Here is a 12,996-nt window from a genome sequence, read left to right on the forward strand (position 1 = left end):
AAAAACAATACGAAGATGGTTATAATTAGCTTTGAAAAAAAATTCATAGCAGATAGTACCATATAAAATAAGGATACAAAAGGCATCAGTTAAAGGCAATCAAGAATAATTATCCTAATTGGAATTGTAAGGAGAGGTTCAAAATATCAACAATACAATGTCTAATCTTGATTTTGTTTTGTGACCTCCGGCAAGTCGAAAAGGAAAGCTTAAAAAAACCGGACTACTGGTTATAATCAAGGCTTTTCAGGATTCAAAAAGTACCCAGGACTATTCCCTGAATGGTTTGTCTTTTCTATAATTTTTAAAGCATAATATGTGGATGTTAAAATTTATTACGAAAAATCTGAATCATCCTTCTGTTCAGGATGTTTCAAACAGGTCTGTACTCAAATATCTTTCCCCTGTATCCGGGATAATAAATACAATGGTTTTGCCTTTATTCTCCGGCCTGGATGCAATGGTTTTAGCCGCATGAAAGGCAGCACCCGATGAAATACCACAAAGAATGCCTTCCTGCTGGGCAAGATCCCTTGCACCTTGAAGGGCCTCTTCATTTTCAACGGTTATGATTTCATCGAGGATATTCACATTCAGGTTTTTGGGGATAAAACCGGCACCAATGCCCTGAATTTTGTGGGGGCCGGGGGTTCCGCCGGAAATGACAGGTGAATCGGCAGGTTCTACAGCCACGGATTTGATATCAGGATTTTTCTCTTTTAAAACTTCTGAAACCCCTGTAATAGTTCCGCCGGTGCCCACTCCTGCGATAAAGATATCAATCTTTTCATTTGTATCATTCCAGATTTCCAATGCAGTGGTTTTCCGATGGATTTCAGGGTTGGCTGGATTGGAAAACTGGTCGGGCATAAAGGAATTGGGTGTTTCTTTAACAATTTTTTTTGCCTTTTCAATGGCACCTTTCATCCCCTTTGACCCTTCGGTCAGAACGAGGGTGGCACCCAGGTGTTTTAACAACTGCCGCCGTTCAAGGCTCATGGTTTCCGGCATGGTTAAAATCAGCTTCAATCCTTTGACCCGGGCTACAAATGCAAGGGCAATGCCGGTATTGCCACTGGTCGGTTCAACAATGGTGGATTCCAAATTGATTTTTCCTGTTTCAAGGGCATCCTCAATCATGGCAAGACCGATTCGATCTTTTACACTTGAGGCCGGGTTAAAAAATTCAGGTTTTCCATATAGCTTTGCCCCTGTTTCCCTGCTGGCGGTTTTTAGATAGACCAAAGGGGTGTTGCCGCAGGCTTTTGTTATATCAGACTTGGTATTCATGGTTTTGTTCTTCCTGGGTTTTCTGATATTTGTAAATAAGGTGCGGAGACTCAATAAACACTTTGGTGTCCGCCGGAATAGAACTGGTCAGCCAGACATTACCTCCCACAACGGACCGGGCACCAATGGTCGTTTCTCCTCCCAGGATGGTAGCTCCGGAATAAATGATGACATCGTCCTCAATGGTTGGATGGCGTTTGGCCCCCCGAAGTTTTTCTCCTGCGTCCGGGGGCAGAGACAGAGCACCAATGGTAACATTCTGATAAATTCTGACATTATTGCCGATGATACTGGTTTCACCCACAACAACACCTGTTCCGTGATCAATGACAAATTTTTCTCCTATTTTTGCACCCGGATGAATGTCGATCCCGGTCAGGCTGTGGGCATGTTCTGTCATAATCCTTGGCAGTTGGGGAACCCCCAGATTGGAAAGAATATGGGAGATTCTGTAAACCGTGATGGCATATAATCCGGGATAGGAAAAAATGACCTCATCATGACTTTTCGCAGCCGGATCACCATCGTAGGCCCCTTTTATATCTTCAGCCAGGGATATGCGAAGGTTGGGAATTTCCTGAATCACTTTTAAAGCAACGTCATTGCCGCTGTTCTTACATTCGGAGCATGTCTGACCGTACCGCAGGCAGTCATGCCTCAGTACATGAATGATCTGCTCTGACAGAATATCATAAAGCTGTGATATACCCTGGCCCAAATTGTAGACTATATTTGCCCCGTCGATTTTTTCACTTGAAAAATAGCCAGGGAAAAGAATTTCTCTGAATTTATCAATCATTTCTTTTACAGAAGTTGAAAAATGAATCGGTTCATCCCCGATATGAGCAAAACACCTGTCATCTTCCATGGACGCAAGAATAGTGTTAATAGCCTTTGGCAGTTCTTTGCGATACTCGGAAGCATTCTGTCTTCCGGTCTGGCATATATTATTAATAATAAAATCATCCATTGCTTTTAATTTCCTTGTTCAATTTCGAAAAATTTTTTAAACACCCTACAGGTTTCACACACTTTCATTTTGTCTTTCCATGAATCGTGGGCTTCACCACTGCATTTGGTTCCGTTGATAAACCAGCACAGATCACCGGCTTTAAATTCCCAGGCCGGGCATTTTTTAAGCCTTTTATCCGGACATTTCCGGATGTCCCAGCATTTATCCGAAGGTTTGCCATTGTCCAGAAGTACCCGGGAAAGCAGGAAAAGCAATTGCCGTTCAACATGATGGGGGATTTTGCGCCATTCCTGTTCATAGCTGTGAATTGCTTTGATAGAAATTCCAAGAAGCTGTGCCAGTTCTTTTTGTGTTTTATTCAGTTTTGCTCGGATGTCTTTGAATTTATTGCTTTTCATTATTACACTTTTTAAGTTAAAGGATTATTCATCGTCTTGACTTATTTTTATAAATATATACCACAGAGTGGGAGCTGTCAATGGAAAATCCGTACATCCCAAGGATAGACGGGTACAAAAATAATTGAGATGCGGTTGCTTGACGACATCTTTTTTTGCATTACTTTATGTAATAAATTATAAAAAATAATGAAAGGTGTTTTATGGAACTCGATAAATTAACGCTTAAATCGCAGAAGCTCTTGCAAACAGCCCATGATATGGCCCAAAAATATGGCAACCAGGCCATTGAACCGGTCCATTTTTTAAAGGCCATGATAGAGGATGACCAGGGAGTTGTTCTGTCCATATTTAAAAAAATTGGTGTTCAGGTTGATGTCTTGAAAAAAGATATTCAGACGGGTGTTGAAAAACTCGTCAAGGTATCTGGTGCCGCCAGTATTTATCTCTCGCGGGACAGTAAAAAGGTGTTGGATCATTCGTTTTCGGAAGCTGGGAAAATGAAGGATCAGTACGTGAGCCTTGAGCATATTATTTTGTCCCTTGCCACAATGAAAGGAGGGGCCTTTAATATACTGAAACAAAAGGGTATCACCCGGGAAGCAATTCTGACCGTGTTAAAGGATATCCGGGGAAACCAGAGCGTGACAGACCAGAATCCAGAAGAAAAATACCAGGCCCTTGAAAAATTCGGACGTGATTTAACGATGCTTGCCCGGGAAGGCAAGCTTGATCCGGTTATCGGCAGGGATGAAGAAATCCGGCGGATTGTACAGGTTCTGTCAAGAAGACGGAAAAACAATCCGGTACTCATAGGTGAACCCGGTGTTGGGAAAACTGCTATTGTAGAAGGCCTGGCTCAGAGAATTGTTGAAGGAGACGTATCAGATACCTTGAAAAACAGGCAGGTGATAGCCCTTGATATGGGGGCGTTGCTTGCCGGGGCCAAGTTCCGGGGTGAGTTTGAAGAACGGCTCAAGGCTGTATTAAAAGAGGTGGAAGCAGCCCAGGGTGAAGTAGTTCTTTTTATTGATGAGTTGCATACCGTGGTCGGTGCCGGGGCAGCAGAGGGGTCTGTGGATGCCTCTAACATGCTCAAGCCTGCCTTAGCCCGTGGAACCCTTAGATGTGTTGGTGCTACCACATTGAATGAATATCGAAAATATATTGAAAAGGATGCTGCCCTTGAAAGGCGGTTTCAGCCGGTTTTTGCAAAAGAACCCACTGTGGAAGATACCGTCTCTATTTTAAGGGGATTGAAAGAAAAATATGCGGTCCACCATGGGATACGGATAAAGGACTCTGCCCTTGTGGCCGCCGCCACTCTGTCCAACCGGTATATTGCAGACCGGTTTTTACCGGACAAGGCAGTGGATCTGATTGACGAATGCGCTTCCCGGCTGAGGATAGAGATTGACTCCATGCCGAGAGCCATTGATGAGATTTTAAGAAAAATTACCCAGGCCCAGATCGAACAACAGGCTCTGCTCAAGGAAAAAGACAAGGCTTCCAAAGAGCGGCTTGAAAAACTTGAAATGGAGATTACGGCCATGAAGGAGGAGGTTGGACCCTTAAAACTTCATTGGGACAGTGAAAAACAGTTTATCCAGGCGATCAGCGGTATCAGGGAAGATATTGACCGATTCCAGACCCAGGCTCATGTGGCAGAACGCAATGGAGATCTCGAGACGGTGGCCCAGATCAGATACGGCACCATCGAACAATTGAAAAAGAATCTTGAAGTCAAAAAACAGGCTTTAAATGATCTTCAGCAGGACAAAAGAATGCTTAAAGAGGATGTGGAAGCATCTGATGTGGCAGAGGTTGTTTCAGCCTGGACAGGGATTCCGGTGTCAAAAATGCTCAAGGGTGAGCAGGAAAAACTGGTCCGGATGGAAGATGTAATTAAAAAAAGAGTTATAGGCCAGCAAAAGGCAATTGATGCTGTATCCAATGCGGTAAGACGTGCCAGATCAGGACTTGCGCCGGAAGACCGTCCCATTGGCACCTTTATTTTCATGGGGCCGACAGGAGTTGGAAAGATCGAACTTGCTAAATCCCTTGCCCAATTTATTTTTGACAGTGATGAGAATATGGTCCGGGTGGACATGTCAGAATATATGGAAAGACATTCTGTGGCCCGGCTCATTGGCGCACCTCCGGGATATGTGGGGTATGATGAGGGAGGGTTTTTGACAGAGGCCGTCAGAAGACGTCCTTACTCGGTGATTCTGTTTGATGAGATTGAAAAAGCTCATCAGGATGTATTCAATGTTCTTCTACAGGTCCTGGATGACGGAAGAATGACAGACGGGCATGGCAGGACCGTGGATTTTAGAAACACCATTATCATCATGACATCCAATGTGGGCTCCCGGTTTTTGCAGGAGGCAGGGATAAACAACAGGATTGAGGATGCCGATATTCAGCAGGGCATTGCCCATGCATTAAAAGAAGCTTTCAGACCTGAATTTTTAAACAGGATTGATGAAATCATTACTTTTCATGCTTTAACAATGGAAAATATAAAACAGATTGCCGCCATCCAGATCGAAAAACTCAATCAACGCCTGAAATACCGCAACCTGAAGATCCATCTGGACGACTATGCAATGGAGCACCTGGCACAAAAGGGATATGATCCTGTCTTTGGCGCACGCCCTTTAAAACGGGTTATTCAGCAGGAGATCGAAAACCCCCTGGCTATGGTTATTCTTAAAGGGGAATTTAATCCGAATGAGATTATCGAGTTCAGTTTTGATGAAAATGATAAAATTCTGAAACTTCACAATTAAAACTGATCCGCATAGCTTTTCATTTCTTTATTCCGGGCAATAAACCTGTAAAGCGTTGCTCTTCCCACACCCAATACTCTTGCGGCTTTGGATTTGTTTCCGCCGGTTTGTTTGATGGCAGCCTTAACCGAATCAATGTCAAGTTTGCCCTTGGCAGGAATGATATCCTGTGGGTCAGGCCTGTCTGAGAACCGAAAGCTAACATCTTTGTCACGGATGATTTCCATGGGCAGATCTGATGGCAGTATCTGGCTTCCCCTTGAGCGTACCACGGAAAACTGGATTACGTTTTTTAATTCCCTGACATTTCCAGGCCAATGGTAATCGAGCATGATGTCAAGAGCCTCATCAGCAAGTTGCGGAACTGCATTTGGGCTTTCCTGTTCAGCTTGTTTTAAAAAAAGGGCGGCCAAAAGCGGGATATCACTTTTGCGCTGTCTTAAAGGGGGCAGATGGATGGGGATGACATTGAGCCTGTAAAAAAGGTCTTCTCTGAATCTGCCGGCCGTGACTTCATCTCTAAGATTTTTATTGGATGCACTGATGATCCTGACATCCACACAGACTCTTTTTTCACCGCCGACTTTTTCAAAAGCGCCTTCCTGTAAAAATCTTAAAAGCTTTACCTGGGTTTTTAAGGGCAGTTCAGCCACTTCATCCAGAAATAGTGTTCCCTTATGGGCCAGCTCAAATCTTCCTTTCCTCTCTTTGACGGCGCCTGAAAAGGCCCCTTTGACATGCCCGAATAATTCACTTTCCACAATCCCTTCAGGAATGGCTCCGCAATTTACAGGAACAAAGGCACCGGACCCATATGAGCTGATATCATGAATGGCACAGGCTACCCGCTCTTTCCCCGTGCCGGTGTCACCGGATACATGGACCGGGTAATTGTACAGGGCAACATCCCTGATCTGCCTGAAAATATCCTGCATGGATTTGTGCTTGCCGATGATGCCAGCAAAGTTTGAAAGATTTTCAGCTTTTAAAGAAAGGTTAAAGGATTCGGTCACATCCCTGAAAGATGCAAGCACTCCCTTAAATACATTATCATGACTGATGATGGCAGAGACAGTCATTTCAAGCTGACGGGCAGAACCGTCTTTTGTAACAATGCTCAACGGATATTCTTTTGCTCCAAAAGGAAAATCCGGTGTGCCATCGCAAAAAGAACATTTCCCCCCGCAAAAAGGTGCCTGGAAAACCGTATGGCAATCTTTTCCAATAACTTCTTCTTTTAGATATCCGGTAATTTTTTCTGCTTCTTTATTAAAAACTGTAATAATTCTTTCAGGGGTATGTGCAATTATTCCAAGTTTCAGGTTGTTGAGAACAAGATTAAGATTGTCCTGGTCAAGTATGGATTGGCTCAAATTGGTCATTGTGTCATTTTCCAAATGTAAAAAAATAATTATTTGTTATGGTTATAGACCAGGTAAATGACACATTTGTGTATCAGGTGCAATGTTTTTTTGGGGAAGGACGCAAAATATTATCAAATTTTAATAAAAGAGCGTAAATGGGGGGAGTGAGATTTGAGAGGAGATAGGAAAGCCAAACCCGAAGATTTTGAAAATCTTCGGGTTAAAAATTTATTCCCAGGTGATACAGTCTTTGGGACAATTTTTTATGGCTTCGTGGATATCTCCATCTGAGTAGTCGTCAAGGGGAAGTACTTCAACAAAGCCTGCATCATTGATGGCAAAAGCATGGGGAGCCAGTTCAACACAGATTTCACATAGAATACAGCTACTCAACTCAACAACAGGTGTTTTCATAGACAACAACATTTCCATGATTTAAAAAAATTGATTTATTTAAAAAATCGGTTTAACAGTCCTTGAAATGCTTTTCCGTGGCGGGCCTCATCCTTGCACATTTCATGCACGGTATCATGGATGGCATCATAGCCCAGCTCTTTTGCTTTTACCGCAATTTCTTTTTTTCCGGCACAGGCACCATATTCGGCAAGAACCCTGGCGGTCAGGTTTGCCTTTGTATCGGCTTCAAGCACTTCACCTAAAAGCTCTGCAAATTTTGATGCGTGGTCAGCTTCTTCAAATGCGATTCTTTTATAAGTTTCTGCAACTTCGGGGAATCCTTCACGGTCTGCCTGGCGGCTCATGGCAAGGTACATGCCCACTTCCGTGCATTCTCCCATAAAATTGTTCCTTAATCCCTGAAGGATTTCGGCATCAACATCTTTTGCCACACCGATTGAATGGCCATCAGCCCAGACCAGTTCTCCTTCCTGTATGGAAAATTTTTCTTTTGCTGCATTGCATTGGGGGCATTTTTCAGGGGCCTGGTCACCATTATAGGAATAACCGCATACTGAACAAACATAAGTCTTCATTAAATCGTCTCCTTTTTTATTGAATTGTCCCACCAGCCTTTTTGGACATGCGCATGCTTTTCTTTTTGTGCAAGATCGAGAAGCCGGTATCCGGAATCCAGAAGAATTCCATAAAGGATACCGCATCCCGGGTCTTCCCGCTGCTCGTAACCCGTTTGCGCAAGTTTGATCATTTTATGCGCAAGGTCAATGGTTTGAGCAATATTTATGTCACATTTTTTTTTAAGCATAAATCCATCATCATTATTTGTTTCACACATATCCGGCTAACTTCGTTTTTAAGGTTTACTTCAATAAGCATGCCACAAAATAATTTATGCAAATATTTCCTGGTTTTCACAGGAAAGGGCCATGTCTGAAATGCGTATCGCAGTAAAATTCCAATTGTTAAATACATCAATGTAATGATTATCTGTCATAATGTTTTCAGGCACAAGGCTGCAATCAAAACATCTGGCATTCATCAGGGCTCTTACGGCATATCCTCTTTTCACGGGATCAGAAGAATGTAAATATCCAAAAAGGAGCCCTTTCGTCTTTTCATTCAGATCGCGGGGATTTGATCCAAGGTATGTCCCGATCCCCCATAAGACACCCCTTTGAAGCGCTTTATGTTCGATATAATTGCCGTCCGGATCAAGGTATGAGAAAAGAATGGATTTAAATTCCAGGGCGAGTTCCGGGCTATGGTAGAGAATTTCTCCCATGGCCTCAGGTGATCCCCATCCAATCCCTCCGGATTCGTCATTCAGATTCCACATGATCCGCCGCAGAATAATCCTGGCTTTTTCCATATTCTTTTGCCCCACTCGTGATCCAAGGACTCCCATTGCTGCGATACTCCGGAATTTTATCAGTTCATCTTTATGATAAAAATGAGAAAAAAGATGCCCAACCAGCTGCTCATCAGGAATTTGCCTTAACATTTCCATGGCAGTTTCCCGATGGGGTTCCAGAAGAATTTTCCCCACCTTTTGTTTTGTTTTTCTTCCATAGGGTTTTTTCATGGGATACCTTCTTTTTTATTTAAAGTTTAACAACTTACTTAAAAACTTATTAAGAGTAAAAAGCATAAAGTATGCCAGATACTGGAATGCCGGTCGCCCCGAAGAAAAGGCAGTGCTGTAGAGCGCGATTGGCATGATTATGTCTCAAATTATGGGACATTTTTGTTTCGAGATACAATAAAACCTTCCTTTTTTTAATAAGGTGCTATACAAAAGACACTTGCTTATAATAAGAATTAGGATCAGGTCTAAATTATGGAAGAATATCTTAACCCCACATACTATATTGACAGTGATCATCCAAAAGTGGTTGAGTTTGCCAGGCAGAATAGTGAATCAGGTGTTAGTAAGACTGAAAAAGCGATTCAGCTTTATTATGCTGTCAGAGACAGCATCAGATACAACCCATACAGCATAGAGCCTTTAAAAGAATCCATGAAGGCAAGTTCAGTCCTGAATAAAGGATATGGATATTGCGTGGCCAAAGCGGTGCTACTGGCCGCCTGTGCCAGGAGTCAGCAAATTCCCGCAAGACTTGGATTTGCCGATGTTAAAAATCATCTGAACACTAAACGGTTAGAGGAATTGATGGGAACAGATGTTTTTGTTTATCATGGATACACAGAATTGTTTTTAAATAACAAATGGGTTAAGGCAACACCTGCGTTTAACCTTACGCTTTGTAATAATTTTAATGTAAGGCCTTTGGAGTTTGACGGGACAAAGGATTCCATATTTCATCCTTTTGATAAATCAGGGAACAAGCATATGGAATACGTTAAAGATCATGGAACATTTGCAGATCTGCCATGGGATAAAGCTCTTGCTGAAATGATAAAATGCTACCCTGTTTATTTTGAAGATCTCGAAAGGCGCTCCAAGGATTTTTCAACTGAAGCCCTAAAAGAGAATCAATAGTATTTTTGATGGCATTAGTCTCGTCTGAATGCCGCTGACACCTCTTTGGTCAGTCTTAATACCTTTTTGGCAGACTCAAGATCAAGAGAGCCTGTACCGCAACTGGGTGTAATAAAGGATTGTGATATGACAGTTTCTTTATCAATCTGGATTTTTTCCGACAATTCATCCATCTGGTCATGGAGCAGTTGAACAAGACCCTGGGTGGTTTGTGCCTCAATCACTTCTGCTTTGTGGGTTGGGACAATTCCCCAGGCAAGAATTTTTCCCTGCTTGAAATACGTTTTAATCATTTCAGGATAAAGGATAAATTTATCAAAAAAGGAAAATGTATCAAAGCTGATAATATCAATATTTGAGCCTAAAAGCATATCCCATTCTGTGTTGGCGCACACATGGACACCTGCCAGACCGTTTTCAGCATGGATTTCCTGAACGATTTCTTCAATGCTTTGAATGACATCCTCTTTGGTAATAGTAATATACGTGGAGGTTCCAAACCCGGCCAATGCCGGCTCATCAAGAAAAATTATGGGAATTGCTCCTCTTTTTGAAAACTCTTTGGCCTGCCACCTGGCATTCATGGCAAGTTTTTTTATAGCCGCATCTTTTAACTGGTCATTGTAAAAAATATCTTTATCATTTTCATCTTTTACCGCAGTCCCAAAAGTGATGGGACCTGTCACCTGACCTTTCAGGGCAGTAAATGGCGCGCCTCTTTTATCCACCTGTTTTAAAAATTCAAAAAAGCCTTTTCCTCTTGTGCCTGACAGGGCAAATCTTGAAGCCCCAACATCTGATCCAGATTCAGTTACGGATAGATATTCTTCAAAAAAGGCAATAAATTCTTCATTAAATTCAGGCTTTGATGTATCAATAAAGCTTTTTTCAATTTCCTCGGTAAATCCGGGGAGTCCGGGAAGAAACTGGTTGATCATGCCTTCTTCTTTATAAAGAGGCAGTTGTACCCAAAGCGGGATATCCGGTATATGAGCAAGAACAAGTTTTGTCGCTTCTTCATGGCTGTCCATGGGAAGGCTTCCGATTAACAGAGGCAGTCCGTTGGCCTTAAAATTTTTCATTTTTGTTTTCCATCCAAAGTTGTTTGCATCCCGGCATTAAATTACATGGGATGGATGATTATAGCATCTTTGAAAATGAATGAGAATAGCAAACGGATAGCAAACGGATTGCCTTAAAATCTAAAGCAACCCGTTTATGTAAGCGTATAATTTATATTTATCTATCTTGGGAACATGTTATCATCAATATCTACGGCAGCGCTGCTGGTGTTCATTAGTGCATTGAATCTGCCAAGTGTTACAGGAAGCTGAGTCTCCACGTAAAACTGTAAAGATTTGATTATTCCTTCATAAAAAGGTTTGTCTTTCTTTTTGGCTTTTTCAAGTTTTTGGACAGCAATGGTAGCTCTCCAGAGCAGCATCCATGCAATGGTAGCATCTCCTGTTGCATCCTGGAAAGGGTGGGCATTGGCAAATGCATGCAATACTTTTTCAGACATGGCGGTCTGACCCATGTGGATGGCAACTTCTGCGAGTTTATTTATAGCTTCTTCGACTTTGACAGCCTGTTTTTTAAGTCTGGGTAAGGCTTTGGCGGCAGCAATGGTTTTCTGTATTTCGCCAAACAGATCCATAATAGGCTTGCCCTTGTTTAAGCCCAGTTTTCTTCCAAGAAGATCCATGGCCTGGATACCGTTTGTACCTTCATAAATCAGTGTGATTCTGCAATCCCTGAGAAGCTGCGCCACGGGATATTCTTCAATAAAACCATATCCGCCGTAAACTTGCATGGCCTGACTGCAAATCTCAAAAGAGCGGTCGGTTACATATCCTTTGGCAATCGGGGTCAATACTTCAACAAATCCCTGGTATCTGTCTTTTTCTTCCTGAGTGGGTGCGTGGCGGGACATGTCAGAAGAATACATAACAAAATAAAGCAGGGATCGCATGCCTTCGACCATTACCTTCATCATCATTAACTGCCGTCTGACATCCGGGTGTTTCATGATGGAGACGGATTTGGCATCCGGATTCATGAATTCCAGCAGATCTTTGCCCTGTATTCTATTTTTTGCATAATCAAGGGCATACATATAAGCGGCTGTAGCACACGCAAATCCCTGGAATCCAACCAGACATCTTGCTTCGTTCATCATCAGGAACATGGCTTTCATGCCTTTGTTTTCTTCGCCAAGAAGGGTTCCGATACAATTATCCTTGGAGCCAAGGGAGAGAGAGCAGGTACTGTTTCCATGGATACCCATTTTATGTTCTATCCCTGTACAGATTACATCATTAAATTCACCCAGTGTCCCATCTTTGTTTACAAGATACTTGGGGACGAGAAAAAGAGAAATTCCTTTTGTGCCCTCAGGCGCACCTTCTATTCTTGCAAGAACCGGATGGATGATGTTTTCTGCCAAATCATGATCACCGCCTGAAATAAATATTTTTTCACCGGTAATTGAAAAAGTACCGTCATCATTTTTAACGGCTTTGGTTGTCAAAGCACCGACATCAGAGCCTGCGCCGGGTTCAGTCAGGAGCATGGTGCCGGTCCATTTTCCGGTAAACATATTTTTAAGATAGGTTTCTTTTTGTTCCTGGGTGCCGAATTTTTTTATCATGTGGCCAGCCCCCTGGGTTAATCCTGGATACATCATGAAGGGGTAATTTGCACCGTTGAAATACTCGACAACAGCAGAGGCAATTGTTCTTGGCATCCCCTGACCGCCCCATTCCGGATCTTCGGTTATGGCCAGCCACTCCCCTTCATTAAATATTTTATAGAGCCTTTTAAAAGAATCAGGGGTGGTTACTTTGCCATTTTCAAGTGTGCAGCCCTGCTCGTCCCCTTCCTTGTTGGTTGGAAGCATTTCTTTAACTGCAAAGTTTTTTGCTTCTGAAATGACAAGGTCGATGGTTTTTTTATTAAAATCAGTAAAATTTTTATTAAGTTGAGAAAGATTTTCAGCTTCAAGCTGTTCGTGGATTACAAATTCAATATCCCTGCGATCAGTAATTACTTGTGTCATTTTTATATACCTCCTGCTATTTTATATTGCAAAATTTAATTTGGTTATAAGTTTTTGTTTGTCCTATAATGAATTGATGCTCATTAAAATATCACAAATAATATTTCTTTCAGAATAAGTTTTACTGCCACGATTAATAATTATTTTGAACAACAAAAATAGAAAGTTATCAAAAATATTGTATGTCATAAGTTTAAACGC

12 protein-coding genes are annotated in these 12,996 nt (G+C 42.2%); 2 read left to right on the top strand and 10 right to left on the bottom strand.

Annotated elements, in window-relative coordinates; all coding sequences use genetic code 11:
• Positions 1 to 363: 363 nt before the first annotated feature.
• The 3 genes from cysK to QAI40_RS02515 are packed head-to-tail and all read right to left on the bottom strand — an operon-like array spanning position 364 to position 2,661.
• Complete coding sequence (gene cysK / locus QAI40_RS02505; RefSeq protein WP_299976864.1) at positions 364 to 1,290, bottom strand: cysteine synthase A; 927 nt, start codon at positions 1,288 to 1,290, stop codon at positions 364 to 366.
• Entirely contained in the window at positions 1,274 to 2,260 is a 987-nt protein-coding gene (locus QAI40_RS02510; RefSeq protein WP_299976867.1) for a serine O-acetyltransferase, read from the bottom strand. Before QAI40_RS02510 ends, cysK begins: the two co-directional genes overlap by 17 nt.
• 5 nt (positions 2,261 to 2,265) lie before the next feature.
• Complete coding sequence (locus QAI40_RS02515) at positions 2,266 to 2,661, bottom strand: helix-turn-helix domain-containing protein (protein ID WP_299976870.1); 396 nt, start codon at positions 2,659 to 2,661, stop codon at positions 2,266 to 2,268.
• Positions 2,662 to 2,864: 203 nt separating this feature from the next.
• Between QAI40_RS02515 and clpB the strand changes: the two genes are divergently transcribed.
• The gene (clpB, locus tag QAI40_RS02520) at positions 2,865 to 5,456 is read left to right on the top strand and encodes an ATP-dependent chaperone ClpB (RefSeq protein WP_299976873.1); all 2,592 of its coding nucleotides are present in this window, start codon (positions 2,865 to 2,867) and stop codon (positions 5,454 to 5,456) included.
• Here the strand turns inward: clpB and QAI40_RS02525 are convergent.
• From QAI40_RS02525 to QAI40_RS02545, 5 genes are all read right to left on the bottom strand, one after another.
• Positions 5,453 to 6,838, bottom strand: coding sequence for a sigma-54 interaction domain-containing protein (locus tag QAI40_RS02525; protein ID WP_299976876.1), 1,386 nt, complete (start codon positions 6,836 to 6,838; stop codon positions 5,453 to 5,455). The genes clpB and QAI40_RS02525 overlap by 4 nt on opposite strands.
• 210 nt (positions 6,839 to 7,048) lie before the next feature.
• Positions 7,049 to 7,234 (bottom strand): ferredoxin, encoded by a 186-nt coding sequence (locus tag QAI40_RS02530; protein WP_299976879.1) that lies wholly within the window; start codon positions 7,232 to 7,234, stop codon positions 7,049 to 7,051.
• Positions 7,235 to 7,269: 35 nt separating this feature from the next.
• The gene (locus QAI40_RS02535; RefSeq protein WP_299976882.1) at positions 7,270 to 7,812 is read right to left on the bottom strand and encodes a ferritin family protein; all 543 of its coding nucleotides are present in this window, start codon (positions 7,810 to 7,812) and stop codon (positions 7,270 to 7,272) included.
• Positions 7,812 to 8,042, bottom strand: coding sequence for a hypothetical protein (locus QAI40_RS02540; protein ID WP_299976885.1), 231 nt, complete (start codon positions 8,040 to 8,042; stop codon positions 7,812 to 7,814). Before QAI40_RS02540 ends, QAI40_RS02535 begins: the two co-directional genes overlap by 1 nt.
• Positions 8,043 to 8,126: 84 nt before the next feature.
• Positions 8,127 to 8,819: a DVU0298 family protein gene (locus QAI40_RS02545; protein WP_299976888.1), complete on the bottom strand. Its 693-nt coding sequence runs from the start codon at positions 8,817 to 8,819 to the stop codon at positions 8,127 to 8,129.
• 255 nt (positions 8,820 to 9,074) lie between these two features.
• On the opposite strand from QAI40_RS02545, the gene QAI40_RS02550 reads away from it, so the two are divergent.
• Positions 9,075 to 9,737, top strand: a complete 663-nt coding sequence (locus tag QAI40_RS02550) for a transglutaminase-like domain-containing protein (protein WP_299976891.1) — start codon at positions 9,075 to 9,077, stop codon at positions 9,735 to 9,737.
• 14 nt (positions 9,738 to 9,751) lie between these two features.
• Here QAI40_RS02550 and QAI40_RS02555 read toward each other — a convergent pair whose 3' ends face one another.
• Together QAI40_RS02555 and QAI40_RS02560 are read right to left on the bottom strand one after the other, a co-directional pair.
• Positions 9,752 to 10,819: a hypothetical protein gene (locus QAI40_RS02555; RefSeq protein WP_299976893.1), complete on the bottom strand. Its 1,068-nt coding sequence runs from the start codon at positions 10,817 to 10,819 to the stop codon at positions 9,752 to 9,754.
• Between the two features lie 161 nt (positions 10,820 to 10,980).
• Positions 10,981 to 12,795, bottom strand: a complete 1,815-nt coding sequence (locus QAI40_RS02560) for an acyl-CoA dehydrogenase (protein ID WP_299976896.1) — start codon at positions 12,793 to 12,795, stop codon at positions 10,981 to 10,983.
• Between the last annotated feature and the right edge of the window lie 201 nt (positions 12,796 to 12,996).

This window comes from Desulfobacula sp. (assembly GCF_030611305.1).
GTDB lineage: Bacteria > Desulfobacterota > Desulfobacteria > Desulfobacterales > Desulfobacteraceae > Desulfobacula.

Coding starts and splice junctions, on each gene's coding strand:
- cysK (WP_299976864.1), bottom strand. CDS start 1,290: ATGAATACCAAGTCTGATATAACAAAAGCCTGCGGCAACACCCCTTTG.
- QAI40_RS02510 (WP_299976867.1), bottom strand. CDS start 2,260: ATGGATGATTTTATTATTAATAATATATGCCAGACCGGAAGACAGAAT.
- QAI40_RS02515 (WP_299976870.1), bottom strand. CDS start 2,661: ATGAAAAGCAATAAATTCAAAGACATCCGAGCAAAACTGAATAAAACA.
- clpB (WP_299976873.1), top strand. CDS start 2,865: ATGGAACTCGATAAATTAACGCTTAAATCGCAGAAGCTCTTGCAAACA.
- QAI40_RS02525 (WP_299976876.1), bottom strand. CDS start 6,838: ATGACCAATTTGAGCCAATCCATACTTGACCAGGACAATCTTAATCTT.
- QAI40_RS02530 (WP_299976879.1), bottom strand. CDS start 7,234: ATGAAAACACCTGTTGTTGAGTTGAGTAGCTGTATTCTATGTGAAATC.
- QAI40_RS02535 (WP_299976882.1), bottom strand. CDS start 7,812: ATGAAGACTTATGTTTGTTCAGTATGCGGTTATTCCTATAATGGTGAC.
- QAI40_RS02540 (WP_299976885.1), bottom strand. CDS start 8,042: ATGCTTAAAAAAAAATGTGACATAAATATTGCTCAAACCATTGACCTT.
- QAI40_RS02545 (WP_299976888.1), bottom strand. CDS start 8,819: ATGAAAAAACCCTATGGAAGAAAAACAAAACAAAAGGTGGGGAAAATT.
- QAI40_RS02550 (WP_299976891.1), top strand. CDS start 9,075: ATGGAAGAATATCTTAACCCCACATACTATATTGACAGTGATCATCCA.
- QAI40_RS02555 (WP_299976893.1), bottom strand. CDS start 10,819: ATGAAAAATTTTAAGGCCAACGGACTGCCTCTGTTAATCGGAAGCCTT.
- QAI40_RS02560 (WP_299976896.1), bottom strand. CDS start 12,795: ATGACACAAGTAATTACTGATCGCAGGGATATTGAATTTGTAATCCAC.